28 protein-coding genes are annotated in these 24,935 nt (G+C 62.7%); 16 read left to right on the top strand and 12 right to left on the bottom strand.

Annotation, left to right across the window (positions count from 1 at the left end; all coding sequences use genetic code 11):
- Positions 1 to 6 precede the first annotated feature (6 nt).
- The 5 genes from GV818_RS02645 (at position 7) to GV818_RS02665 (ending at position 3,197) form a co-directional block, all read left to right on the top strand.
- Positions 7 to 441: a DUF4426 domain-containing protein gene (locus tag GV818_RS02645; protein ID WP_161758628.1), complete on the top strand. Its 435-nt coding sequence runs from the start codon at positions 7 to 9 to the stop codon at positions 439 to 441.
- On the top strand, positions 438 to 1,034 hold the full coding sequence (gene rdgB, locus GV818_RS02650; protein ID WP_372242043.1) for an RdgB/HAM1 family non-canonical purine NTP pyrophosphatase: 597 nt from the start codon (positions 438 to 440) through the stop codon (positions 1,032 to 1,034). Before GV818_RS02645 ends, rdgB begins: the two co-directional genes overlap by 4 nt.
- Positions 1,031 to 2,233: a radical SAM family heme chaperone HemW gene (hemW, locus tag GV818_RS02655; protein WP_161775764.1), complete on the top strand. Its 1,203-nt coding sequence runs from the start codon at positions 1,031 to 1,033 to the stop codon at positions 2,231 to 2,233. Before rdgB ends, hemW begins: the two co-directional genes overlap by 4 nt.
- Before the next feature lie 9 nt (positions 2,234 to 2,242).
- The gene (locus tag GV818_RS02660; protein ID WP_161758631.1) at positions 2,243 to 2,566 is read left to right on the top strand and encodes a DUF3392 domain-containing protein; all 324 of its coding nucleotides are present in this window, start codon (positions 2,243 to 2,245) and stop codon (positions 2,564 to 2,566) included.
- Positions 2,567 to 2,648: 82 nt separating this feature from the next.
- Positions 2,649 to 3,197, top strand: a complete 549-nt coding sequence (locus tag GV818_RS02665; RefSeq protein ID WP_161758632.1) for an RNA 2'-phosphotransferase — start codon at positions 2,649 to 2,651, stop codon at positions 3,195 to 3,197.
- Between the two features lie 94 nt (positions 3,198 to 3,291).
- On the opposite strand, the gene trmB is transcribed toward GV818_RS02665, so the two are convergent.
- The 4 genes from trmB to GV818_RS02685 all read right to left on the bottom strand — a co-directional run bounded on the left by trmB (position 3,292) and on the right by GV818_RS02685 (position 5,636).
- On the bottom strand, positions 3,292 to 4,017 hold the full coding sequence (trmB, locus tag GV818_RS02670; protein ID WP_161758633.1) for a tRNA (guanosine(46)-N7)-methyltransferase TrmB: 726 nt from the start codon (positions 4,015 to 4,017) through the stop codon (positions 3,292 to 3,294).
- Between the two features lie 9 nt (positions 4,018 to 4,026).
- Positions 4,027 to 4,821, bottom strand: a complete 795-nt coding sequence (locus GV818_RS02675; protein ID WP_161758634.1) for a thiazole synthase — start codon at positions 4,819 to 4,821, stop codon at positions 4,027 to 4,029.
- Positions 4,822 to 4,984: 163 nt separating this feature from the next.
- Positions 4,985 to 5,185: a sulfur carrier protein ThiS gene (gene thiS, locus GV818_RS02680; RefSeq protein ID WP_161758635.1), complete on the bottom strand. Its 201-nt coding sequence runs from the start codon at positions 5,183 to 5,185 to the stop codon at positions 4,985 to 4,987.
- A 70-nt stretch (positions 5,186 to 5,255) separates the two neighbouring features.
- The gene (locus GV818_RS02685; RefSeq protein ID WP_161758636.1) at positions 5,256 to 5,636 is read right to left on the bottom strand and encodes a DUF423 domain-containing protein; all 381 of its coding nucleotides are present in this window, start codon (positions 5,634 to 5,636) and stop codon (positions 5,256 to 5,258) included.
- Positions 5,637 to 5,710: 74 nt separating this feature from the next.
- Here GV818_RS02685 and mtgA point away from each other — a divergent pair, with 74 nt between their 5' ends.
- Complete coding sequence (gene mtgA / locus GV818_RS02690) at positions 5,711 to 6,433, top strand: monofunctional biosynthetic peptidoglycan transglycosylase (RefSeq protein WP_161758637.1); 723 nt, start codon at positions 5,711 to 5,713, stop codon at positions 6,431 to 6,433.
- Positions 6,434 to 6,533: 100 nt separating this feature from the next.
- Here the strand turns inward: mtgA and rpoH are convergent, their stop codons facing one another.
- From rpoH to ftsY, 4 genes are all read right to left on the bottom strand, one after another.
- Entirely contained in the window at positions 6,534 to 7,388 is an 855-nt protein-coding gene (gene rpoH, locus GV818_RS02695) for an RNA polymerase sigma factor RpoH (protein ID WP_161758638.1), read from the bottom strand.
- Positions 7,389 to 7,501: 113 nt separating this feature from the next.
- Positions 7,502 to 8,524: a permease-like cell division protein FtsX gene (gene ftsX, locus GV818_RS02700; protein ID WP_161758639.1), complete on the bottom strand. Its 1,023-nt coding sequence runs from the start codon at positions 8,522 to 8,524 to the stop codon at positions 7,502 to 7,504.
- Positions 8,521 to 9,192: a cell division ATP-binding protein FtsE gene (gene ftsE, locus GV818_RS02705; protein ID WP_161758640.1), complete on the bottom strand. Its 672-nt coding sequence runs from the start codon at positions 9,190 to 9,192 to the stop codon at positions 8,521 to 8,523. Before ftsE ends, ftsX begins: the two co-directional genes overlap by 4 nt.
- Complete coding sequence (gene ftsY / locus GV818_RS02710; RefSeq protein WP_161775765.1) at positions 9,189 to 10,757, bottom strand: signal recognition particle-docking protein FtsY; 1,569 nt, start codon at positions 10,755 to 10,757, stop codon at positions 9,189 to 9,191. Before ftsY ends, ftsE begins: the two co-directional genes overlap by 4 nt.
- A gap of 355 nt (positions 10,758 to 11,112) precedes the next feature.
- Here ftsY and GV818_RS02715 point away from each other — a divergent pair, with 355 nt between their 5' ends.
- The 5 genes from GV818_RS02715 (at position 11,113) to GV818_RS02735 (ending at position 16,603) form a co-directional block, all read left to right on the top strand.
- On the top strand, positions 11,113 to 12,468 hold the full coding sequence (locus GV818_RS02715; protein ID WP_161775766.1) for a M16 family metallopeptidase: 1,356 nt from the start codon (positions 11,113 to 11,115) through the stop codon (positions 12,466 to 12,468).
- The gene (locus GV818_RS02720) at positions 12,461 to 13,951 is read left to right on the top strand and encodes a M16 family metallopeptidase (protein ID WP_161758643.1); all 1,491 of its coding nucleotides are present in this window, start codon (positions 12,461 to 12,463) and stop codon (positions 13,949 to 13,951) included. The genes GV818_RS02715 and GV818_RS02720 overlap by 8 nt, the downstream gene beginning before the upstream one ends.
- Positions 13,951 to 14,571 (top strand): 16S rRNA (guanine(966)-N(2))-methyltransferase RsmD, encoded by a 621-nt coding sequence (rsmD, locus tag GV818_RS02725; protein ID WP_161758644.1) that lies wholly within the window; start codon positions 13,951 to 13,953, stop codon positions 14,569 to 14,571. The genes GV818_RS02720 and rsmD overlap by 1 nt, the downstream gene beginning before the upstream one ends.
- 204 nt (positions 14,572 to 14,775) lie before the next feature.
- The gene (locus tag GV818_RS02730; RefSeq protein ID WP_161758645.1) at positions 14,776 to 15,777 is read left to right on the top strand and encodes a hydrolase; all 1,002 of its coding nucleotides are present in this window, start codon (positions 14,776 to 14,778) and stop codon (positions 15,775 to 15,777) included.
- Positions 15,770 to 16,603 (top strand): AraC family transcriptional regulator, encoded by an 834-nt coding sequence (locus GV818_RS02735; RefSeq protein WP_161758646.1) that lies wholly within the window; start codon positions 15,770 to 15,772, stop codon positions 16,601 to 16,603. The genes GV818_RS02730 and GV818_RS02735 overlap by 8 nt, the downstream gene beginning before the upstream one ends.
- Positions 16,604 to 16,660: 57 nt before the next feature.
- Here the strand turns inward: GV818_RS02735 and GV818_RS02740 are convergent, their stop codons facing one another.
- Together GV818_RS02740 and GV818_RS02745 are read right to left on the bottom strand one after the other, a co-directional pair.
- Complete coding sequence (locus GV818_RS02740; RefSeq protein ID WP_161775767.1) at positions 16,661 to 17,515, bottom strand: sulfurtransferase; 855 nt, start codon at positions 17,513 to 17,515, stop codon at positions 16,661 to 16,663.
- A gap of 33 nt (positions 17,516 to 17,548) precedes the next feature.
- The gene (locus GV818_RS02745; protein WP_161758648.1) at positions 17,549 to 18,220 is read right to left on the bottom strand and encodes a TetR/AcrR family transcriptional regulator; all 672 of its coding nucleotides are present in this window, start codon (positions 18,218 to 18,220) and stop codon (positions 17,549 to 17,551) included.
- Positions 18,221 to 18,364: 144 nt separating this feature from the next.
- Here GV818_RS02745 and GV818_RS02750 point away from each other — a divergent pair, with 144 nt between their 5' ends.
- From GV818_RS02750 to GV818_RS02770, 5 genes are all read left to right on the top strand, one after another.
- Positions 18,365 to 19,795 (top strand): coniferyl aldehyde dehydrogenase, encoded by a 1,431-nt coding sequence (locus tag GV818_RS02750; protein WP_161758649.1) that lies wholly within the window; start codon positions 18,365 to 18,367, stop codon positions 19,793 to 19,795.
- A gap of 27 nt (positions 19,796 to 19,822) precedes the next feature.
- Entirely contained in the window at positions 19,823 to 20,368 is a 546-nt protein-coding gene (locus GV818_RS02755) for a twin-arginine translocation pathway signal protein (RefSeq protein ID WP_161758650.1), read from the top strand.
- Between the two features lie 123 nt (positions 20,369 to 20,491).
- A complete protein-coding gene (locus tag GV818_RS02760) occupies positions 20,492 to 22,087 on the top strand; it encodes a GMC family oxidoreductase (protein WP_161775768.1) in 1,596 nt (531 codons plus the stop codon).
- Positions 22,088 to 22,202: 115 nt separating this feature from the next.
- Positions 22,203 to 22,682, top strand: a complete 480-nt coding sequence (gene coaD / locus GV818_RS02765; protein ID WP_003176711.1) for a pantetheine-phosphate adenylyltransferase — start codon at positions 22,203 to 22,205, stop codon at positions 22,680 to 22,682.
- 134 nt (positions 22,683 to 22,816) lie between these two features.
- The gene (locus tag GV818_RS02770) at positions 22,817 to 23,068 is read left to right on the top strand and encodes a YfhL family 4Fe-4S dicluster ferredoxin (protein WP_011064042.1); all 252 of its coding nucleotides are present in this window, start codon (positions 22,817 to 22,819) and stop codon (positions 23,066 to 23,068) included.
- Between the two features lie 106 nt (positions 23,069 to 23,174).
- Here the strand turns inward: GV818_RS02770 and mutM are convergent, their stop codons facing one another.
- On the bottom strand, positions 23,175 to 23,987 hold the full coding sequence (gene mutM, locus GV818_RS02775; RefSeq protein WP_161758652.1) for a bifunctional DNA-formamidopyrimidine glycosylase/DNA-(apurinic or apyrimidinic site) lyase: 813 nt from the start codon (positions 23,985 to 23,987) through the stop codon (positions 23,175 to 23,177).
- A gap of 33 nt (positions 23,988 to 24,020) precedes the next feature.
- Positions 24,021 to 24,833 carry an HDOD domain-containing protein gene (locus tag GV818_RS02780; RefSeq protein ID WP_368668935.1) on the bottom strand — a complete coding sequence of 271 codons (813 nt, stop codon included), beginning with the start codon at positions 24,831 to 24,833 and terminating at the stop codon, positions 24,021 to 24,023.
- Between the last annotated feature and the right edge of the window lie 102 nt (positions 24,834 to 24,935).

The raw sequence follows: 24,935 nt of genomic DNA on the forward strand, positions 1-24,935 counted from the left end.
ACAATCATGGGACGCTTGATTACGCTGCTACTGACTGCCTGCCTGAGCCTGACGGCCCTGGCTGCTGATCCGATCAAGGGCGAACGCAAGGAAGTGTTCGGTGACGTTACCGTGCACTACAACACCTTCAACTCCACCTACCTGCAGCCGGACATTGCCAAGTCCGCGGAACTGATCCGCAGCAAGAACCAGGGTGTGATCAATATCTCGGTGATCAAGAACAATATGCCCGTGGTCGCCCAGGTCAGCGGTACGGTCAAGGACCTGACCAGCAAGAGCATTACCTTGAACTTCCGGCAAATCACCGAACAGGGCGCGATCTACTACATCGCCCAATTCCCGGTGGAACAGCAAGAAAACCGTACTTTCACCATCAATGTGCAAACTGGCAGCGATACCAATAGCTTCAGTTTCAACCAAGAGCTTTTCCCGGGCGAATAATGAACCTCACGCAACTCGTACTGGCCAGCCATAACGCCGGCAAACTCAAAGAACTCCAGGCCATGCTCGGCGCCTCGGTGCAACTGCGCTCGATCGGCGAGTTCAGCAGCGTCGAGCCGGAAGAAACCGGCCTGTCGTTCGTCGAGAACGCCATCCTCAAGGCGCGCAATGCCGCGCGTATCTCCGGCCTGCCGGCGCTGGCGGACGACTCTGGCCTGGCAGTGGACTTCCTCGGCGGCGCACCGGGCATCTACTCGGCGCGCTATGCCGATGGCCAGGGCGATGCAGCGAACAACGCCAAGCTGCTGGCAGCGCTGCAGGATGTTCCAGAAGAACAGCGTGGCGCGCAGTTCGTTTGCGTCCTGGCCCTGGTCCGGCATGCCGACGATCCGCTGCCGATCCTCTGTGAGGGCCTGTGGCACGGGCGCATCCTTACCGCCGCCAGCGGCGAACACGGCTTTGGCTACGACCCACTGTTCTGGGTTCCGGAGCGTGACTGCTCCAGCGCCGAACTCGGCCCCGTGGAGAAGAACCAGCTCAGCCACCGTGCCCGCGCCATGGGCATTCTGCGGCAACGCCTGGGCCTGCAATGAACACTGATTCGTCCGCGTCGCCGCTGATTCTCGGCGGCGCGCAAACGCCCCGCGCGGCCCTGCCCGACCTGCCGCCCCTGGCGTTGTACATCCACATCCCGTGGTGTGTACGCAAATGCCCCTATTGCGACTTCAACTCCCACGCCGCCAGCCCGACGCTGCCGGAGGAAGAGTATGTCGATGCCTTGCTGGCCGACCTCGACCAGGACCTGCACGCGGTGTACGGCCGCGAGCTGAGTTCGATCTTCTTCGGCGGCGGCACCCCGAGCCTGTTCAGCGCCCAGGCCCTGGGCCGGCTGCTCAAGGGCGTGGAACAACGCATTGCCTTCGCCAGCGACATCGAGATCACCCTGGAAGCCAACCCCGGGACCTTCGAGCAGGAGAAGTTCACCGCCTACCGCGCCCTGGGGATCAACCGCCTGTCCATCGGCATCCAGAGCTTCCAGGAGCAGAAGCTCAAGGCCCTGGGCCGCATCCATAACGGTGACGAGGCCATTCGCGCCGCCGGCATGGCGCGCCAGGCCGGGTTCGACAACTTCAACCTGGACCTGATGCACGGCTTGCCGGACCAGTCCCTGGACGACGCTCTGGGTGACCTGCGCCAGGCCATCGCGATGAAACCGACCCACCTGTCCTGGTACCAGCTGACCCTGGAGCCCAACACGGTGTTCTGGAACCAGCCACCAATCCTGCCGGAAGACGACACCCTGTGGGATATCCAGGAAGCCGGGCAGGCGCTGCTGGCCGAGCACGGTTATAGCCAGTACGAAGTCTCGGCCTATGCCCAGCCCGGCCGTGCGGCGCGGCACAACCTGAACTACTGGAGCTTTGGCGACTTCATTGGCATCGGCGCCGGCGCCCACGGCAAGCTCAGCCACCCGGACGGACGCATCCTGCGCACCTGGAAGACTCGTCTGCCCAAGGACTACCTGAACCCGGCCAAGCACTACCAGGCCGGCGAGAAGGCCCTGAGCAACGAGGAGCTGCCGTTCGAGTTCCTGATGAACGCCCTGCGCCTTACCGACGGCGTCGACGCGGCCCTATTCGCCCAACGTACCGGCCTCGATCCGCTGAGCCTCGCCGAAGGTCGGCGCCAGGCCGAACAAAGCGGCTTGTTGCAGGTCGAACCGTCACGCCTGGCGGCCACGGCCCGTGGGCAACTGTTCCTCAATGACCTGCTGCAATACTTTCTGATCTAAGGAAATCACATGGATCTGATACTCGATCTGCTTGCCACCGTGTCCCGCTGGAGCCGCAGCAATCTTTCGGAAATCGCCCTGGCGTTGGTGGGCTGCCTGCTGGTGCTGTTTGGCGCGGACATCAAGGGCTGGGTCGAGCAACGCCTGGGCGGCATGGCCGGCGCCCTGCGGGTGCCGCTGATGGCCCTGCTGTGCATGGTCGGCAGTGGCCTGGCGCTGATCTATGCCACACCGTGGATCGTGCGCGGCCTGAGCCAGTTCAACAACTACAGCCTGGCCCCAGTGTTGCTGGTGGTGCTGGTGCTGATTGGCGTAGTCGCTGATCGTCGCTGACCTTTAGCCCCGCTCCTACCCCCCGTAGGAGCCGGCTTGCCGGCGAACGCAATCTAACGCCCCCCCGTTATCAAGGATGAACATGAGCAAGAAACTCATCGAAGACACCAGCAAGTTCCTCAGCTACGTGCTGCGCCACGAGCCTCAGGCCATTGGTCTGGAACTGGACAGCGAAGGCTGGGGCGATATCGACGCGCTGATCAGCGGCGCGGTCAAGGACGGCCGGCAACTGAGCCGGGAACTGATCGCGCTGGTGGTCGAAGGTAACGACAAGAAGCGCTTCGCCCTTTGCGCTGACGGCCAGCGGATTCGTGCAGTCCAGGGGCATTCCAACAAGACCGTGCAATTGCAGCTTGAGGAAAAGCAACCGCCCGCCGTCCTCTATCACGGCACCGCCACACGGTTTATGGATTCAATCAACGAAAAGGGGCTGATTCCCGGTTCACGTCATCACGTGCACCTGTCCCAGGAAATCGACACCGCCAAGGCTGTGGGGCAGCGTTACGGCAAGGTGGTGATCCTGCAGATCGCCGCACAGGCCATGCAGGCCCAGGGCTTCAAGTTCTATCAGGCAGAGAATGGGGTGTGGCTGACCGACCAGGTGCCGGTCGGTTTCATCCAAGCCCTGTAGGAACCAGCTTGCTGGCGAAGGCGTCCTTGCGGGCCCCTTCGCTGGCAAGCGGAACGCCGCCCGGCCAGCTCCTACAACAGCGGGTTTGCGTGGCTCAGGCCAGCTTTTCGAACTTCAGGTCCCACACGCCATGGCCCAGGCGCTCGCCTCGACGCTCGAACTTGGTGATCGGGCGCTCGGCAGGGCGTGGCACGCACTTGCCGTCTTCAGCCAGGTTGCGATAGCCCGGAGCGACGTCCATCACTTCCAGCATGTACTCGGCATAGGGCTCCCAGTCGGTGGCCATATGCAGGACGCCACCGACCTTGAGCTTGCTGCGCACCAATTCGGCAAACGACGCCTGGACGATGCGACGCTTGTGGTGCCGGCTCTTGTGCCAAGGATCGGGGAAAAACAGCATCAGGCGATCCAGACTGTTGTCGGCGATGCAGCGGTTGAGCACTTCAATTGCATCGCAGTCGTAGACCCGAAGGTTGGTCAGGCCCTGGGTCAGCACGCCATTGAGCAGCGCGCCGACACCCGGACGGTGAACTTCTACACCGATGAAATCCTGTTCCGGGGCCGCCGCCGCCATCTCCAGCAGCGAGTGGCCCATGCCAAAGCCAATCTCCAGGGAGCGCGGCGCCGAACGGCCGAATACCTGGTCGTAATCCACCGGCGCGTCGGCCAGGGGCAGCACGTACAGTGGCGTCCCCTGGTCCAGGCCGCGTTGCTGGCCTTCGGTCATGCGCCCGGCACGCATCACGAAACTCTTGATCCGGCGGTGTTGGCGCTCGTCGCCGGTTTCCGGCTCGATTGGCGTGTCGTTTGATTCAGTCATCAATGGCTCTTACTTGATCAGACCATCCAGCGGCGAGGAGGCGCTGGCATAGAGTTTCTTCGGCATGCGACCGGCGAGGTACGCCAGGCGGCCCGCGACAATTGCGTGTTTCATGGCTTCGGCCATCATGATCGGCTGCTGCGCGTGGGCAATCGCCGAGTTCATCAGCACCGCTTCACAGCCCAGCTCCATGGCGATAGTGGCATCGGAGGCAGTACCGACACCGGCATCCACCAGCACCGGGACCTTGGCTTCTTCGAGGATGATCTGCAGGTTGTAGGGGTTGCAGATCCCTAGCCCGGTACCGATCAGACCGGCCAGAGGCATGACCGCGATGCAGCCCATTTCCGCCAGCTGACGAGCAATGATCGGGTCATCGCTGGTGTAGACCATCACGTCGAACCCTTCCTTGACCAGCACTTCGGCGGCCTTGAGGGTTTCCAGCACGTTGGGGAACAAGGTCTTCTGGTCGGCCAGTACTTCCAGCTTCACCAGGTTGTGGCCATCCAGCAGCTCACGGGCCAGACGGCAAGTGCGCACGGCTTCTACCGCGTCATAGCAACCGGCGGTATTGGGCAGGATGGTGTAGCGATCCGGCGGCAGGATATCCAGCAGGTTCGGTTCGCCCGGGTTCTGGCCGATATTGGTCCGGCGCACGGCGACGGTGACGATCTCGGCGCCCGAGGCCTCGATGGCCAGGCGGGTTTCTTCCATGTCGCGGTACTTGCCGGTGCCTACCAGCAAACGCGACTGGTACGTCCGACCGGCCAGGACGAAAGGCTTGTCACTACGAACGTTGCTCATCGGAAATCCTCTGTTGGGGTGAGGTTCTTGCAGAATTCTGTATCAGGCCCGGGGCGCTGGTGACCCTCGATCCGGGGCCGGTGAAAGCCTGTCGTCCATGAGTGGGCCCGGAATCGGGCCAGGGCGCTGCGCAGATAAGCAGCAGCGCGGTTGACGCCAGTGACTAGCCGCCACCGATGGCGTGAACCACTTCCACCTGGTCGCCCTCGTTGAGGGCGGTTTCGGCGTGCTGGCTGCGCGGAACGATATCCAGGTTGAGTTCCACCGCGATCCGCCGTCCGGTCAGTTCCAGATGGCTCAGCAGGGCCGCAACGGTCGAGCCGTCGGGCAGTTCAAGGGATTCACCGTTCAACTGAATGCGCATGCCAAGGCCGCCATCATTTTTAGGGGCCAGCATTCTAGCCCGATCATGACCTAAAGGTCAGCTACAAGCGTCAGCCGGCGACTTGCAGGCGCCAGGCGGCGAGCCCCAGCAGGAACCAGCCGACCAGGAAGGCAACGCCGCCGAAGGGGGTGATGATGCCCAGCTTGCTGATGCCGGTCAGGGTCAGCAGGTACAGGCTGCCGGAGAACAGCAGGATGCCCAGGGTGAAGGCTCCGCCGGCCCAGGTCACCAGGCGCCCGGGAATGTGCGCCGCCAGCAGGGCGACGCCGAACAGCGCCAGGGTATGCACCAGCTGATAGGTCACGCCGGTATGAAAAATAGCCAGGTATTCCGTGCTCAGGCGGTTTTTCAGGCCGTGGGCGGCGAAGGCCCCGAGGGCAACCCCGGTGAAACCGAAAAAGGCGGCCAGCATCAGGAAGCCACGCAACATGAGGAACTCCAGTCAGATTCAGCACAAAGGGTCTGTATAATGGCGCGCTCAACGGGTTCGGCCAAGCCATCTCTATGCTGCGTTATCTGTTTCGTCGCCTTGTAAAAGCCTTGATGTGGTTCGCCGTCGCCAGCGTCCTGCTGGTGCTGTTGTTCCGTGTAGTGCCACCACCGGGCACCGCGCTGATGGTCGAGCGCAAGATCGAATCCTGGATCGACGACGATCCCATCGACCTGCAACGCACCTGGAAACCCTGGGACGAAATCTCCGACGATCTCAAGGTTGCGGTGATTGCCGGTGAGGACCAGAAATTCCCCGAGCACTGGGGCTTCGATATCGACGCGATCCAGGCGGCCTTCGCCCACAACGAGCGTGGCGGTTCGATCCGTGGCGCCAGCACCCTGAGCCAGCAAGTGTCGAAGAACCTGTTCCTGTGGTCCGGCCGCAGCTACCTGCGCAAAGGCCTGGAAGCCTGGTTCACCGCACTGATCGAAGTGCTCTGGCCGAAACAGCGGATCCTTGAGGTCTACCTCAACAGCGCTGAATGGGACGAAGGCGTGTTTGGCGCCGAGGCCGCCGCGCGCCACCACTTCGGCGCCAGCGCCGCCAATCTGTCCCGACAACAGGCCAGCCTGCTGGCCGCAGTCCTGCCCAACCCACGAGTGTGGAGCGCCGCACGCCCGAGCACCTATGTCCAGCAACGAGCCGGCTGGATCCGCCGGCAGATGAGCCAGCTGGGTGGCGCCGACTACCTGAATCGCCTGAACCAGACACGCCAGCCCCCTTGGGCCCAGTAAACCAGAAGGTCCTGGTTTTCCGGGTCACCGCCTCGCGGCACCAAGCCCGGAAACAAAAACGCCCCGATCATCTCGGGGCGTTTTGCATGACGCTTAGTCGTTAAGCGGCGATGGACAGTTTCAGCTTGTTCATCGCGCTCTTTTCCAGCTGACGAATCCGCTCAGCCGAAACGTTGTACTTCTGCGCCAGGTCATGCAGCGTGGCTTTTTCCTCTGCCAGCCAACGCTGATAGAGGATGTCCCGACTGCGCTCATCCAGCACTTCCAGCGCTTCATGCAGGTTGCTGGTGGAGTTGTCAGTCCAGTCCGCGTCTTCCAGCTGCAACGCCGGATCGTAGCGATGGTCTTCCAAGTAGTTGGCCGGCGACTGGAAGGCGCTGTCGTCATCCGCTTCGGCAGCCGGATCGAAGGCCATGTCCTGACCGGTCAGGCGACTCTCCATCTCGCGCACTTCACGGGGTTCCACGCCAAGGCTTTCCGCCACGCGATGGACTTCCTCGTTGTTCAGCCAGGCCAGACGTTTCTTCTGGCTGCGCAGGTTGAAGAACAGCTTGCGCTGCGCCTTGGTGGTCGCAACCTTCACAATCCGCCAGTTACGCAGGATGAACTCGTGAATCTCCGCCTTGATCCAGTGCACCGCAAAGGACACCAGACGCACACCCATCTCGGGGTTGAAGCGCTTCACGGCTTTCATCAGGCCAACGTTGCCTTCCTGGATCAGGTCAGCCTGGGCCAACCCGTAGCCGGAATAGCTACGGGCGATATGTACGACAAAACGCAGGTGGGCGAGCACCATCTGCCGAGCCGCCTCAAGATCCTGCTCATAGTAGAGACTCTCGGCCAGTTCACGCTCCTGCTCCGGGGTCAGCAATGGAATGCTGTTTACCGTGTGTACATAAGCCTCCAGGTTTGCGCCTGGAACCAATGCGTAAGCAGGTTGCAAAGAAGTGGTCATACGAAAAAACCTCCGACTCACATAACTCGTGCCATTAGGCACTGCGAAAATTGACCGGAAACCGCGAAACAAGTTCCCATAAACACTGAAAGGTCAATACAAGCAAAAAGACACTACTTCGGTGCCAGCTCCCTCAGGTGGCGGGCCACCGCAATCCACGCACCGATATAACCCAACAGTACCGCCCCTAGCAAGAGCGACAGACCATCGGCAACCGGCACACCCGCAAGGGCAAAATCACTGCCGTACAAACCAGCCAGACCGATTACCGCATCGTTCAACCAGTTCAGGCCGAACGCCAACACGCCCCAGGACAGAATCCCCGCGCCAAAACCATACAGCGCGCCCATATAAAGGAAGGGCCGACGAACATAGCTGTCCGTGCCGCCGACGAGTTTAATCACTTCTATCTCTGTGCGGCGGTTTTCAATATGAAGACGAATGGTATTGCCTATCACCAAAAGTAATGCAGAAACCAGCAGCACGGTCAGACCGAAGACAAACCGGTCTCCCAGCTTGAGGATGGCCGCCAAGCGCTCGACCCATACCAGGTCCAACTGCGCCAGTTGCACCTTGGGCATTTCCGCCAGGCGCTGACGCAAGGCTTCAAGCGTCGCCTTGTCCACTTCGTTGGGCGTCACCAGCACCACGCCCGGCAGCGGGTTATGGGGCAACTCGCGCAATGCCTCGCCCAGCCCGGACTGCTGCTGGAACTCTTCCAGGGCCTTTTCCTTGCTGATGAACTCGGCATCCGCCACGCCGGGCAGGCCCTTGATCTCTTCGCTGAGCTTCTCGCCCTCGACACCAGAGGCGCCCAGGTCCAGGTACAGCGAGATCTGCGCCGCGCGCTGCCAGGAACCGCCCAGGCGCTCGACATTGTTCAGTAACAACGACAGGCCCATGGGCAGGCTCAGGGCCACCGCCATCACCAGGCAGGTAAAGAAGCTGCCGATGGGCTGCTTGCCCAGGCGCCGCAGGCTGTCCAGCAGACTGGCGCGGTGACTTTCCATCCACGCTCGCAGCAGAGTGCCAAAATCCGGGCCGTCGTCTTCGTCGCGTTTTTTCTTTGGCGGCGGTGCTTCGGACGCCTTGGGCGCTACGCGCTCCGCCACTTTTGGGGTACGTGTGGCACTCATACGCCGGCCTCCCCATCGCCGATCAAGCGACCGCGTTGCAGGGTCAGCATGCGGTGGCGCATGCGGGCGATCAGCGCCAGATCGTGACTGGCGATCAGCACGCTGGTCCCCAGGCGGTTGATATCTTCAAAGACGCCCATGATTTCCGCCGCAAGGCGCGGGTCGAGGTTACCGGTGGGTTCGTCTGCCAACAGCAGCGCCGGGCGATGCACGATGGCCCGGGCGATGCCGACGCGTTGTTGCTGGCCGGTGGACAGGTCGCCAGGGTAGAGATCGGTTTTATCCGACAGTGCTACACGCTCCAGGGCCGAGTCCACGCGCTTGGCGATTTCCGCCTTGGACAGGCCCAGGATCTGCAGCGGCAAGGCGATGTTGTTGAACACTGTGCGATCGAACAACAGTTGGTGATTCTGGAACACCACGCCGATCTGCCGGCGCAGGAACGGGATCTGCGCATTGCTGATCTGCCCAAGGTCCTGGCCAGCCAGCAACAATTTGCCAGTGGTCGGGCGCTCCATGGCCAACAGCAGGCGCAGCAAGGTGCTCTTGCCGGCGCCGGAATGGCCGGTGACAAACAGGAATTCGCCGCGACGGACGCGAAAGCTCAGCTCATGCAGGCCGACGTGGCCGTTGGGATAGCGCTTACCGACCTGTTCGAAACGAATCATGAACGCTCCCGCTCGGCAAACAGTGCCTGGACAAAGGGTTCTGCTTCAAAAGTGCGCAAGTCATCGATGCCTTCGCCAACGCCGATGTAGCGGATCGGCAGGCCGAATTGCTTGGCCAGGGCAAAGATCACCCCGCCCTTGGCGGTGCCGTCGAGCTTGGTCAGGGCCAGGCCAGTCAGGGCCACGGTCTGGTTGAATTGCTTGGCCTGGTTAATGGCGTTCTGGCCAGTACCGGCGTCGAGCACCAGCAGCACCTCGTGGGGCGCGTCGGCGTCGAGCTTGCCGATCACCCGGCGGACCTTCTTCAGCTCTTCCATCAGATTGTCTTTGGTGTGCAGGCGACCCGCAGTGTCGGCGATCAACACATCGATGTTGCGCGCCTTGGCTGCCTGCACCGCATCGAAGATCACCGAGGCCGAGTCGGCACCGGTGTGCTGCGCGATCACCGGGATCTTGTTGCGCTCGCCCCAGACCTGCAGTTGCTCCACAGCCGCGGCCCGGAAGGTGTCGCCGGCGGCGAGCATGACTTTCTTGCCTTCCAGCTGCAGCTTTTTCGCCAGTTTGCCGATGGTGGTGGTCTTGCCAGCACCGTTGACGCCCACCACCAGGATCACGAAGGGCTTGTTTTGCGCGACGATCTTCAGCGGCTGCTCTACCGGCTTGAGCATGCCGGTCAGTTCGGCCTGCAGCGAGGTGTACAGCGCATCCGAATCGGTAAGCTGCTTGCGGGCGACTTTCTGGGTCAGGTTCTGGATGATCACCGACGTGGCTTCAACCCCGACGTCAGCGGTCAGCAGGCGGGTTTCCAGGTCTTCCAGCAACTCGTCGTCGATGGCTTTCTTGCCGAGGAACAGGCTGGCCATGCCCTCGCCGATGCTACTACTGGTCTTGGACAGACCCTGCTTGAGACGGGCGAAGAAACCGACCTTGTTCTCCTCACTGCGTGCCGGCTCGGCAACTGGCTCGGGCTCTGGTGCCGACACCGCCGCCAGTTCAGCTACAGGAGCAGGAGCAGGAGCAGGAGCAGGAGCAGGAGCAGGAGCAGGAGCAGGAGCAGGAGCAGGAGCAGGAGCAGGAGCAGGAGCAACAGGCTCGGGGGCAACGAATGCGGGGGCTACTGGAGCTTGAACGTCTATCACCGGAGCCGCTGCAACCACAGGCTCCTGGACAACAACCTGCACAGGACTTGCCGTCACGGCCGGAATCGGCGGCGTCACATGCTCCAGTTGCACCTCTTCCACCAATGCCACCGGTTCTTCCGCCACCGGCAAGGTCAGCCAGGGCTTGTGCTCCGGGCTCGGGGTCAGCGGCAGTTCGGCCGCGAGCATCGGCGCCGGCTCTGGCTCGACTTGAGGTTGCAGCACAGGCTCGGCCAGCGGCAGTACCACCGGCTCGGCAGGTGCAATGCTCGGAGCAGGCTCGGCAACAGGTGCCGCGGCAGGCTCAACAAGAACTTGTGGTTGTTCGACAACGGCTTCCTGCGGTTTTTTACGCAGCCATCCGAACAGGCCTTTCTTCTCGCCAGCCGCGGCTGGGGTCTTTTTGTCGTCGTTGGAACCAAACATGGAGGACGGCTATCTCAAGGTAGCGATGCGCCAGTGGGCGCCTCGGCAAATAAATATTCGATGCAGAACAGACTACGATTAACCCAGCTTGTTCACGCGCAACATTTTGTCGAAGTGCTCAATAGCACCTCAAGGCTCGACTTTACTTAGGACTGGAACGGCAAAATCGGCGAAAGAGCGAAGTTTAGCGGATAAAACCGCGCCTCTTGCCGGTAACTCATACAACCTGCTCAAGCACATCCTGATCCGCGAAGACCTGATAGGCGTGGCCGCCAGTAAAACGGATCAGTATCCTAGCACCTCCTCGCCCGCCGACGCTAAGAACACGCGGGCAGCCCAACAGGTTTAAAAACGAATGAATGCTCTAGCCCGCCGCGCCGCAGGCCTGCTGCTCAGCACAGTTTGTCTGCCCCTTGCAGCCCTGGCTGCCGACCCGCAACCCACCCACGAATTCCCCCTCGACAACGGCCTCAAGGTCATCGTCCGTGAAGATCATCGCGCCCCCGTGGTGGTCTCCCAGGTCTGGTACAAGGTCGGTTCCAGCTACGAAACCCCGGGCCAGACCGGTTTGTCCCACGCCCTGGAACACATGATGTTCAAGGGCAGCGAGAAAGTCGGCCCCGGCGAAGCCTCGTTGATCCTGCGGGACCTGGGTGCCGAAGAGAACGCCTTCACCAGTGACGACTTCACCGCTTATTACCAGGTACTGGCCCGCGACCGCCTGGGCGTGGCCCTGGAACTGGAAGCCGATCGCATGGCCAGCCTGCGCCTGCCGGCCGACGAGTTCAGCCGCGAGATCGAAGTGATCAAGGAAGAACGTCGCCTGCGCACTGACGACAAGCCGATGTCCAAGGCCTATGAACGCTTCAAGGCAATGGCCTACCCGGCCAGCGGCTACCACACCCCGACCATCGGCTGGATGGCCGACCTGAACCGGATGAAGGTCGAGGAACTGCGCCACTGGTACCAGGCCTGGTACGTACCGAACAACGCCACCCTGGTGGTGGTCGGCGACGTCACCCCGGACGAGGTGAAAACCCTGGCCCAGCGCTATTTCGGTGCGATCCCCAAGCGTGACGTGCCGCCGGCGAAGATCCCCATGGAACTGGCCGAGCCCGGCGAGCGCCTGATCACCCTGCACGTGAAGACCCAACTGCCGAGCCTGATGCTGGCCTTCAACGTACCCAGCATCGCCACTGCCGAGGACAAGCGCTCGGTGAATGCCCTGCGCCTGGCGGCGGCCCTGCTGGACGGTGGCTACAGCGCTCGTATCCCGACTCAGCTGGAGCGCGGCGAAGAGCTGCTGTCCGGCGGCTCCACCGGTTACGACGCCTACACCCGCGGCGACAGCCTGTTCATGCTTTCGGCCACCCCCAACAGCCAGAAGAAGAAAACCATCGCCCAGGCCGAAGCCGGGCTGTGGCGCTTGCTGGACCAGTTGAAAACCACCCCGCCCTCCGCCGAAGAACTGGAGCGAGTACGGGCCCAGGTCATCGCCGGGCTGGTCTACGAGCGTGACTCGATCACCAGCCAGGCCACTGCCATCGGCCAGCTGGAAACCGTCGGCCTGTCGTGGAAACTGATGGACACCGAGCTGGCGGAACTGCAAGGCGTGACCCCGGAAGACATCCAGAAGGCCGCCCGCACTTATTTCACTCGGGAGCGTATGAGCGTGGCCCATGTACTGCCTGAGGAGTCCGCTCATGAGTAAGCGCAAGAATGCTTCACCGATCCTGCTGGGCCTGGCCCTGGTGGCCCTGCTCACTGCCGGTGGCCTGTACCTGTCGCGCTCCGGCGAATCCAATGCCAGCCAGGCCCTGGACAACGCCAAGTCCAGCCAGAAGCTGCAATCCCTGGCCGAGCTGGATGGCAAGGCCCCCAGCCATCGCGACCTCAATGTGCAAACCTGGAACACCGCCGAAGGCGCCAAGGTGCTGTTCGTCGAGGCCCGCGAGCTGCCGATGTTCGACATGCGCCTGATCTTCGCCGCTGGCAGCAGCCAGGATGGCAACACCTCCGGCCTGGCCCTGCTGACCAACGCCATGCTCAACGAAGGCGTGGCCGGCAAGGACGTTGGCGCCATCGCCCGGGGCTTTGAAAGCCTGGGCGCGGATATCGGCAACGGCGCCTACAAGGACATGGCCGTGGTCTCGCTGCGCAGTCTCAGCGCTGTGGATAAACGCCAGCCGGCGCTGAAACTGTTCGCCGAAGTGGTGGGCAAGCCGACCTTCCCCGCCGACTCCCTGGCACGAATCAAGAACCAGTTGCTCGCCGGCTTCGAGTACCAGAAGCAGAACCCCGGCAAACTGGCCAGCCTGGAACTGATGCAGCGCCTGTACGGCAACCATCCCTATGCTCATCCCAGCGAAGGCAATGCCAAGAGCGTTCCGGGCATCACCCTGGCGCAGTTGCAGGCCTTTCATGCCAAGGCCTATGCCGCCGGCAACGTGGTGATCGCGCTGGTGGGCGACCTCTCGCGCAGCGACGCCGAGGCGATTGCCGCGCAGGTTTCCGCTGCACTGCCCAAGGGCCCGGCCCTGGCGAAGATCGAGCAACCCGTTGAACCCAAGGCCAGCGTCGGCCATATCGAGTTCCCGTCAAGCCAGACCAACCTGATGCTGGCGCAACTGGGGATCGACCGTGACGATCCGGATTACGCCGCAGTGTCCCTGGGCAACCAGATCCTCGGCGGTGGCGGTTTCGGCACCCGACTGATGAGCGAAGTCCGCGAGAAGCGCGGCCTCACCTACGGCGTCTACTCCGGCTTTACCCCGATGCAGGCCCGCGGCCCGTTCATGATCAACCTGCAGACCCGTGCAGAAATGAGTGAGGGCACCTTGAAGCTGGTGCAGGACGTGTTCGCCGACTACCTGAAGAACGGCCCGACCCAGAAGGAACTGGACGACGCCAAGCGTGAACTGGCCGGCAGCTTCCCACTGTCCACCGCCAGCAACGCCGATATCGTCGGCCAGCTGGGGGCCATGGGTTTCTACAATCTGCCGTTGAGCTACCTGGAAGACTTCATGCGTCAATCCCAGGAGCTGACGGTGGAACAGGTCAAGGCCGCCATGAACAAACACCTGAGCGTCGACAAGATGGTCATTGTCAGCGCCGGTCCTACCGTCGCGCAAAAGCCGTTGCCGCCCCCCACTGACAAACCCACCGAGCAGCCGCTCGGGGTTCCGGAGCACTAATGGCCCGTCCAGCCCGTCCCAGCAAGAAACCCGTCCACAACCAGCACAACGGTGTGGGCCAGCTGCGCATCATCGGCGGCGAATGGCGCAGCCGTAAGCTGAGCTTCCCCGACCTGCCGGGGCTGCGGCCGACTCCGGACCGGGTGCGCGAAACCCTGTTCAACTGGCTCGCGCCTCATGTCGCCGGAGCCAAGGTCATCGACCTGTTCGCCGGCAGCGGCGCGGTATTCCTCGAAGCCCTGTCCCGTGGCGCCGCCACGGGCCTGGCCCTGGACAGCAACAACGTCGCGATCTCCAGCCTGCGCGAGCACCTGGGCACCCTGCACTGCACCGTAGGCCAGGCGCAGACCGCCGACGCCCTGCGCTACCTGGAAACCCAACCGGCGACGCCCTACGACCTGGCATTCCTCGACCCGCCGTTCAACCAGAACCTGCTGCCCGCGGCCTGCGCCCTGCTGGAAGAGCGCGGCTGGCTGGCGGAAGACGCCTGGATCTACACCGAAAGCGAAACCCCGCCGTCAACCCTGGGCCTGCCCGGGCGCTGGCGCCTGCACCGTGAACAAAAATCCGGGCAGGTGTATTACTCGTTGTGGCAACGTATGGCTGAGAGCGCCGCTTAGAACCCGTTGAGGCTCTAGCGAGCGACGCTCAGGCAAGGCAAAAATGGCCGAGAAAGCGCAGTTCAAGGGCAAGAGTGGGTATATCGAAGGCATTTTTGATGCCCCGTGAGCCAAGCGCAGCAGATCCTGAACCGGTTCTTTACCTCGGCCGTAACAGATGCGTAGCCCGCCCGGGCTGCGCACCGCCGCATCGAGACCCTTCCCGTGGCTGATTCGCCTGATCGCTTTATCCCTGCCTTCGGCCTGGGCAACCCGCACCTGCAAACCCTGTGGGGCCCGCTGTGGCGCCCGACTACTCACCTTGAGCGCCAGCGCGAGCGCCTGTGGCTGGAAGACGGCGACTTTCTCGATCTTGACTGGCACGGGCCCCATAGCGCCGAGGCGCCGCTGGTACTGGTGCTGCATGGCCTGACCGGCTCCTCCAACTCGCCTTATGTCGCCGGCCTGCAAAAGACCTTGGCGGCCCAGGGCTGGGCCAGTGCAGCACTGAACTGGCGCGGCTGCTCCGGCGAACCCAATCTGCTGCCCCGCAGCTATCACTCCGGCGCCAGCGAAGACCTGGCCTCGGCCATCGCCCACCTGCGAGCCAAGCGTCCCCAAGCGCCGCTGTACGCGGTGGGTTATTCCCTGGGGGGCAATGTGCTGCTCAAGTACCTGGGGGAAAGCGGCAGCAACAGCCCGTTGCAAGGGGCCGCGGCGGTGTCGGTGCCGTTTCGCCTGGATCAATGCGCGGACCGCATCGGCCAGGGCTTTTCCAAGGTCTATCAGGCGCACTTCATGCGCGAGATGCTGGCCTACATCAAGGACAAGCAGCGCCAGTTCCAGCACGACGGTCGCCACGAAGGCCTGGCGACCCTGGCGCAGCTCGGCTCGCTGGAAAAGATGCGGACCTTCTGGGACTTCGATGGCCGGGTCACCGCGCCACTGCATGGGTTCGCTGATGCCCAGGACTATTACCGTCGCGCTTCCAGCCGCTATTTCCTCGGCGAGATCCGCACCCCGACCCTGATCATTCAGGCGGCGGACGATCCGTTCGTATTTCCTCACAGCCTGCCCGAAGCCGCCGAGCTGTCCGCCAGTACCCAATTCGAACTTCAGGCCCGGGGCGGCCACGTGGGTTTTGTCGAAGGCACGCTGAAACGCCCCAGCTACTACCTGGAACGGCGCATTCCGCAATGGCTGTCAGAGCTGGGCCGCCATGGATAAGTCCGCCCGGGAGTCGATCCGTTTCTGGCAGGCCGCGCCCCTGGCGGGGGTAGAACTTCTGGCTGCGCGGTATATCGAACAGCGCTTCGTGCCCCATGTGCATGACGGCTATGTGATCGGCATGATCATGGCCGGGGCCCAGCGCTACCGTTATCGCGGCGCCGAGCACCTGGCAGGCAGCGGCACCCTGGTGCTGATCAATCCGGATGAGCTGCACACCGGGGCCAAAGGCGCCGAAGACGGCTGGCTGTATCGGGCCTTCTACCCCGACAACCAACAGATTCTCGGTTTACTGGAGGAGTTGGAACTGCCCAGCGGCAGCCTGCCGACCTTTGGGGCGACGCTGTACCGCGATGCGGATCTGGTCAGCGGCTTCGCCCGTTTGCACCATCTGCTGGAAAGCCCGGCCACAGCCCTGCAACAGCAGACCCAGTGGCGGGAAATGCTGCTTCTGCTGTTGCAGCGACACGCTGCGGTCAAGGCACCGGGTGAACCTGGGCAGGAACACCGGGCGATTGTGCAAGCCAAGGAGTTGCTGCGGGCGCAATTGGCGGCACCGCCGTCACTGGAGGAATTGGCCGCAGCCGTGAATCTGTCACCGTTCCACTTTGCCCGAGTGTTCCGCCGGGCCACGGGGATTCCGCCCCATACCTGGCTGATGCAGCAACGCATCGCCAAGGCCCGAGCCTTGTTGCGCGACGGTTGCCTGCCGCTGGAAGTCGCGACTCAGTTGGGGTTTGCCGACCAGAGTCACCTCAGTCGGCAGTTCAAGCAGGTTTACGGCGTAGCGCCAGCGGCCTACCGCAGTGCACTGCAGGCCACCTGACGCGGCAACGGCCGTGGCGCGGGCACTTGTTCCTTCGCGCCCCCAACCACATCGGGTTCAGTCGCCGGTGGCAACAGCCCGCTGCGGATCGGTGATCCATTCGCTCCAGGAACCGGCGTACAGGCTGCCCAAGGGGTATCCGGCCAGACACAGGGCAAACAGGTTGTGGCAGGCGGTCACGCCAGAACCGCAGTAGGCCACCAATTGCTCCGGGGAGCGGCCCGCGAGCTTCTCGGCAAAACGCTGCTTGAGCTGCTCAGGTGGCAGGAAACGCCCGTCGCTGCCCAGGTTGTCGGTGAAGGCTGCGCATTGCGCCCCGGGAATATGCCCGGCCACCGGGTCGATAGGCTCCACTTCACCACGAAAGCGCGGCAAGCCGCGGGCATCCAGCAGGGTCAGGTCAGGCTGACCCAGGCGCCGTTGCAGGTGCTCGGCATCCAGCAACAGGCTGTTGTCCGGCTGGCCGCTGAACTGCCCCGGCAGCGTTTCCGGTGGATCCAGGCTCAGAGGCAGGCCGGCGGCGTGCCAGGCTTTCAAGCCGCCATCAAGAATGAACACTCCATCACGCTTGCCGAGCCAGGCCAGCAACCACCAGGCACGGGCAGCAAAAGCCCCGGGGCCATCGTCGTACAACACGATCTCGCTCTGGTTGTCGATGCCCCAGGCCTGCAAGCGCGTCACCAGTTGCGTCGGCGTCGGCAAGGGATGCCGACCGGTCACGCCCTTGCTCACCGGCCCACTGAGGTCGCGCTCCAGATCGGCAAAATGCGCCCCGGCAATATGCCCTTCGGCATAGCTGCGCTGTCCGTAATCCGGGTCCTCCAGGGCAAAGCGACAATCCAGAATCACCAGGCCGGGTTGCTGTTTCTTCTGGTCCAGGGCTAGCGGGCTGATCAACTGCGCGAGGGGCATGGCGGGCTCCTGTGAATAAGTTGGAGGTTGATCCTACTGCACTTCTTCCAGGGCTTGGGCCAGGGGCACGTAAAACTCTTCGAACAGGCCATTGACTGCCTCCCGGGCCTGATCGGTAACAAACCCGGCCTCCAGCACCAACACCTGATAGACGCCGCGCTTGATCGCTTCCTCGCTCAAGTGCGTGGAGCTTTCCCGAGTGGTGCACAGAAAGCGCACCCAGGATGTGAGGATGATCCAGGCGTTGAGGGTCAGGGATTCGATCTGCACCTTGTCCATGGCAACGATCCCGGCCTCGACGAAGCGCCCGTAGATGGCCATGCCCTGGATCAGGCAGCGCTGGGAAAAGCGCCGATAGCGCGCCGCCAGTTCGGCGTCACTGTCCAGCAGGTGTTCCAGGTCGCGGTGCAGGAAACGGTAGCGCCACATGGCCGCCAGCAGCGCCTGCAGGTAGTAGCGCTTGTCTTCGACGGTGACCGCGCGCCCGGGTGGCGGACGCAGGAAGCTGTCCACCAGGCTTTCATATTCGGCAAACAGCACGGCGATAATCGCCTGCTTGTTGGGGAAGTGGTAATACAGGTTGCCCGGAGAAATCTCCATGTGCGCCGCAATATGGTTGGTGCTGACGTTGCGTTCACCCTGCTGGTTGAAGAGCTCGAGGCTGAACTGAACGATGCGTTCGCGGGTTTTTATGCGTGGGGCCATGGGCTTGGGCTTTAATCAGAAGGCTGGCGTGCATCTTACGGTCTATCCCCCTGGGGATAAATCACGAGCGGCACAGGATGGCAATTGACAATTTAGAGCATAAGCTCTAAAAACTAGCCAGCCAATAAAAACCGGAGCCCGTCCATGTCTGCCGACATCGCTTACCTGCAGGATTCCCTTCAGCAACAGGACGCGCTACTGGAGCTGTTCGAAGCTCAACGCCGGGCCTTTGCCGCCCATCCGATGCCGCCTGCCGCGCAACGCCTGCAATGGCTCAAGTCATTGCAGGACTTGCTGAACAGCGAACGCCAGGCGCTGATCGACGCCATCAGCCAGGACTTCAGCAACCGCAGCGCCGACGAAACCCTGCTGGCAGAACTGATGCCGAGCCTGCATGGCATCCACTACGCGCGCAAACACCTGAAGGGCTGGATGAAGCCGTCGCGCCGCGCCGTGGGCCTGGCCTTCCAGCCGGCCTCGGCCAAGGTGGTCTATCAACCGCTGGGGGTGGTGGGCGTCATCGTGCCGTGGAACTACCCGCTGTACCTGTGCATGGGCCCGCTGGTGGGTGCGCTTGCCGCTGGTAATCGGGTGATGCTCAAGCTCAGCGAATCGACCCCGGCCACCGGCCAACTGCTGAAGCAGCTGCTGGCCCGGGTGTTCCCCGAGGACCTGGTGTGCGTGGTGCTCGGCGAGGCCGAAGTCGGCATGGCCTTCTCCAAGCTGCGCTTCGATCACCTGCTGTTCACCGGCGCCACCAGCATCGGCAAGCACGTGATGCGCGCCGCGGCAGAGAACCTGACCCCGGTGACCCTGGAGTTGGGCGGCAAGTCCCCGGCCATTGTCTCCAACACCGTGCCCCTGAAGGACGCCGCCGAACGCATCGCCTTCGGCAAGACCATGAATGCCGGGCAAACCTGCGTTGCTCCGGACTACGTACTGGTGCCGGAAGAGCGCGTCGGTTCATTTGTCGAAGCCTATCGCCAGGCCGTGCGCAGCTTCTTCCCGACCCTGGCCGACAACCCCGACTACACCGCGATCATCAACCAGCGCCAGTTGGTACGACTCAACAGCTACCTGAGCGACGCCACCAGCAAGGGTGCGCTGCTGGTACCGCTGTTCGAGCAGAGCCAGGAACGGCGCCTGGGCCATAGCCTGCTGCTGAATGTCAGCGACGATATGACCGTGATGCAGGACGAGATCTTCGGCCCGATCCTGCCCATCGTGCCCTACAAGACCCTGGACCAGGCCTTTGCCTACATCACCCAGCGACCGCGGCCGCTGGCGCTGTACTACTTCGGTTATGACAAGGCCGAGCAACAAAGGGTGCTCGACGAAACCCACTCCGGCGGCGTGTGCCTCAACGACACCCTGCTGCACGTAGCCCAGGACGACCTGCCGTTTGGCGGGATCGGCCCTTCCGGCATGGGTCACTACCATGGTCACGAAGGTTTCCTGACCTTCAGCAAGGCCAAAGGGGTATTCATCAAGCAGCGCTTCAACGCCGCCCGCCTGATCTACCCGCCTTATGGAAAATCGATCCAGAAACTCATCCAGAAGCTGTTCATTCGTTAACCAGTACATCGCCGGGTAATAACAATAATGACCCCTAGCCTGTCTGAAACACCTGCGCTGTCACGGCGCGGCCTGCTGAAAATCGGCCTCTGCGCCAGCGCTTTCCTGGCTACCGCCGGGCTCGGCGCGAGCCTCAGCGGTTGCTCCGCCAGTACTCCTGCCAGCGGTTTTGCCCTGCTGCGCAGCAATGACCTGCCGTTCCTGAGGGCGCTGATCCCGGTGATGCTCGAAGGGTCGGTGGCCGCGGGCAAGATGCCCGCTGCCGTCGCCGGTACCCTGGCCAACCTCGACAACGCGCTCAATCACCTGTCGCCGGAAATGTTCAAGCTCACTCAGCAGTTGTTCGATGTGCTCGGCATGGCGGTGACTCGCGGCCCGCTGACGGGGATCTGGGGCAGTTGGGAAAACGCCAGCGCGGACGACATCCGCAACTTCCTCAGCCGCTGGGAAAACAGCTACCTGTCCCTGCTGCGCATGGGCCATGCCTCATTGCTGCAACTGGTGATGATGGCCTGGTACACCCGCGCCGAATCCTGGGCCCATTGCGGCTATCCCGGGCCACCCAAGGTCTGATCCGTATAGCCACTGGCGCAGGTTCCAAGGACTGCAAGAGCCCTGCTCCTTCGCAGGCCATCGCAGCCTGCGGCGGCTACAGTGCATTTGCGCCATGCCATCAATAACAAGAGAGCACCGAATATGCCCGTACCTGATCTGTTCCGCGAAGGCCTGAACCGTGGCTGGAAAACCTACAACGGCTCGCAGCTGGAGCAGGACCTGACCCTGGAAGCCGATGTCGCCATCATCGGCAGCGGTGCCGGGGGTGGCACTACCGCCGAGATCCTCAGCGCCGCGGGCTACAAGGTGCTGCTGATCGAGGAAGGCCCGCTGAAGACCAGCGACGACTTCAAGATGCTCGAGGACCAGGCCTACACCAGCCTCTATCAGGAAGGCATCGGGCGCATGAGCAAGGACGGCGCCATCACCATCCTCCAAGGCCGCGCCGTGGGCGGCACCACCTTGATCAACTGGACCTCGAGCTTTCGTACCCCCGACCCGACGCTGCAACACTGGGCCCGGGAACACGGAGTGGTGGGTCACAGCTCGACCGAGATGGCACCCTGGTTCGAGAAAATGGAGCAACGCCTGGGGGTCGCACCTTGGGCCATGCCACCCAACGCCAACAACGATGTGATCCGCAAGGGCTGTGAAACCCTGGGCTACAGCTGGCACGTGATTCCACGCAATGTGCGCGGCTGCTGGAACCTGGGCTACTGCGGCCTGGGCTGCCCGACCAACGCCAAGCAGTCGATGCTGGTGACCACCATCCCGGCGACCCTGGAGAAAGGCGGCGAGCTGCTGTACCTGGCCCGGGCCGATCGCCTGCAGTTCAAGGACGACAAGATCACCAGCCTGCAATGCGTGGCCATGGACGCCCGTTGCGTAGCCCCTACCGGACGCACGATCACGGTCAAGGCCAAGCATTACGTGCTGGCAGGTGGCGGTATCAACAGCCCCGCCCTGCTATTGCGCTCCGATGCCCCGGACCCGCACTCGCGCCTGGGCAAGCGCACCTTCCTGCACTTGGTGAACTTCTCTGCCGGGCAGTTCGATGAGGTGATCAACCCCTTCTACGGCGCGCCGCAGTCGATCTACTCCGACCATTTCCAATGGCAGGACGGCACCACCGGCAAGATGTCCTACAAACTCGAAGTACCGCCGTTGCAACCGGCCCTGGCCAGCACCCTGCTGGGTGGTTTCGGGCCGCAGAGCGGGTTGTCCATGGAACAACTGCCCCATACCCACGCCATGATCGCCCTGCTGCGGGACGGTTTTCATCCCGACAGCATCGGCGGCAGCGTCGAGCTGCGCGGCGACGGTACGCCGGTACTCGACTATCAGGTCTCGCCCTACGCCTGGGATGGCCTGCGCCGGGCGTTCCACAGCATGGCGGAGATCCAGTTCGCCGGCGGTGCCAAGGCAGTCAAGCCGCTGCACAGCGACTCCCGTTTCGCCAAGACCCTCAGCGAGGCCCGCGCGCAGATCGACGGCCTGGACCTGGCGCTGTACCGCACCCGCCTGGGCAGCGCCCACGTGATGGGCGGCTGTGCCATGGGCGAAGATCCGAAAAACGCGGTGACCGACAGCCTCGGGCGCCATCATCAACTGCACAATCTGTCGATTCACGACGGCTCGCTGTTCCCCACCAGCATCGGCGCCAACCCGCAGCTGTCGGTGTACGGCTTGACGGCACAGCTGGCCACAGCCCTGGCAGAGCGCTTGAAAACGGTGTGAAAAAGCGGGGTATTTTCGTCGTCTATCGTGCTTTCTTCCCTAAAAGTCGACTTGGCCGACCGGGATGGCTGCGATACCATCCGACTCCCCAACGGATTCCCGCCAGGACGACGCGATGAACCGAGTGTTGTACCCAGGTACCTTCGACCCTATTACCAAGGGCCACGGCGATCTGGTCGAGCGCGCCTCGCGGCTGTTCGACCACGTGATCATCGCCGTTGCCGCCAGCCCCAAGAAAAACCCGCTGTTCCCCCTGGAGCAGCGCGTGGAACTGGCGCGCGAGGTGACCAAGCACCTGCCCAACGTTGAAGTCGTCGGCTTCTCCACGCTGCTGGCGCATTTTGCCAAGGAGCAGAACGCCAACGTCTTCCTGCGGGGTCTGCGAGCCGTTTCTGACTTCGAATACGAATTCCAGCTGGCCAACATGAACCGCCAACTGGCGCCGGACGTGGAAAGCCTGTTCCTCACCCCGTCGGAGCGCTACTCGTTCATTTCCTCGACGCTGGTCCGTGAAATTGCTGCCCTGGGCGGTGATATCACCAAGTTCGTGCACCCGGCGGTCGCCGACGCACTGACCCTGCGCTTCAAGAAATAAGCCCGCTGGCCCCGTTCAGGGGCCATTGCCCGGCGTCAGCCATCGCGCCCGCGTGCACTGCGGGCGTCAATACGGCACAATTGCGCGCATTCGTTTTTACATGCCCGGGCCTGCCGCCCAGGCCGGAGTACCCCATGTCCCTGATCATCACCGACGATTGCATCAACTGCGACGTCTGCGAACCCGAGTGCCCCAACGCGGCCATTTCCCAAGGCGAAGAGATCTACGTCATCGATCCGAACCTGTGCACCCAGTGCGTCGGCCACTACGACGAACCGCAGTGCCAGCAGGTGTGTCCGGTGGATTGCATCCCTCTGGACGAAGCGCGTCCAGAGACGGAAGAAGAATTGATGGCCAAGTACCGGAAGATTACCGGTAAGGCTTGAGTAGAGAGGGAGCGCCTATTCCGGCGCTTTCGCCCGCAAGCCGGCTCCTATGGGGCAATCCGTTATAGGAGCGACCGGGCGGCGTGCTGCTTGCCGGCGAAGCTTTTCAGCTCTGGCAACGTGGGCAGAAGACACTGGCACGCTGACCCAGCTTGACCTCGCGCAGTTCCGTGCCGCAGACCTTGCAATGCTCATAGCCGCGGCCGTAGACGAACAGTTCCTGCTGGAAATAGCCTGGCTGACCATCACCCCCGATAAAATCGCGCAAAGTGGTGCCGCCGCGCTCGATGGCGGCGGCCAGAATCCGTTTGATCTCGATCGCCAGCTTCAGATAACGCGCCCGGGAAATGCCCTTGGCTTCGCGGCGCGGGTCGATGCCCGCAGCGAACAGCGCTTCGGTCGCATAGATGTTGCCCACCCCCACCACCACCGCGTTGTCCATGATGAACGGCTTGACCGCCATGGAGCGCCCCCGGGACAGCTGGAACAGGCGCTCGCCATCGAATAGGTCGGTCAGCGGTTCCGGCCCCAGGCGTATCAACAGCTCATGATTCAGTGGGTCGTGGCTCCAGAGCATGGCGCCAAAGCGGCGCGGGTCCGTGTAGCGCAGGGCCAGCCCCGACTCCAGTTCGATGTCCACATGTTCGTGCTTGGCCGCCGGCAGGCCGGCCTCCACCAGGCGCAGATTGCCCGACATGCCCAAGTGGCTGATCAAGGTGCCAACTTCAGCGTTGATCAACAGGTACTTGGCCCGCCGGTCTACCTTCACGATGCGCTGCCCGGACAGGCGCACATCCAGGTCCTCGGGGATCGGCCAGCGCAGGCGCCGCTCGCGGACGATGACCCGACTGACCTTCTGGCCTTCCAGGTGCGGCGCGATCCCGCGCCGGGTGGTTTCGACTTCCGGTAACTCAGGCATCTTCGCCCCTGGCACTCATCGCGACATGAACAATCAGTGTGCGCCCAATTCGCGCACGGTTTCCTTGAGGCTCTCGAAGTCGTAATCCGACAGGCCGACATAGTCGAGAATCAGATGGCCAATGCTGTTCCATTCATGGTCTTCGACCTGGTTGCCCAGCACCCGGTAGGAAGCACAGATGTGCTCGGCCATCTTCAGGATCGCCAGCAGGTTCTTCAACTGGCTGTTGCGCGACGACTCGTCGCTGAAGATCGCCAAGGCATTGTGGTGATTGGCAATGGCGTTGGTCACGTGCTCCGGCAAACGCCAGGACTTGGCCGTGTAGTAACCGACCACCGCATGGTTGGTATTGAACGCATGGTTTTCCGTGTCCACCACCCGCCGCTCCGGCCCCGCGTCGCCGTAGGCCTCCTCCAGTACTGCCATGTAGTTGGGGAAGCGCTTGAGCATCAGCGGCACCCCACAATCGTGGAACAGCCCCAGCGCATAGGCTTCATCGACCGCCTGGGAGCCGGTGCGCTTGGCCAGAGTCAGACAGGTCATGGCCACGTCCTGGGCGGTGTCCCAGAAGCGGTTGAGGGTGACGATGGTTTCGTCGCTCATCTCGCCCTTGATCGACTGCGCGTTGATCAGGTTGATGATCGAACGGCTGCCCAGCAGGTTCACCGCACGCTGGATCGAGGCGATCTTGTTGCTCAGGCCGTAATACGGCGAGTTGACGATCTTCAGCAGTGCGCCGGACAGGCCCGGGTCCTGGGATATCAGCTTGGCAATCACTTCCAGGTCGGGGTCGGGCATGTACTGCTCCATCTGCAAATCCACCATGATTTGCGGTTGGGGCGGCACGCTGATGCCTTGCAAGGCCTGTTGAATCTGTTCGGCTGATAGCTCTTGGGACATAAGTACACACTCTGGGTCAGGCGGCGATTCTAACCTTTAATGCGCCGA

This window comes from Pseudomonas sp. Fl4BN1 (assembly GCF_009908285.1).
Classification (GTDB): domain Bacteria; phylum Pseudomonadota; class Gammaproteobacteria; order Pseudomonadales; family Pseudomonadaceae; genus Aquipseudomonas.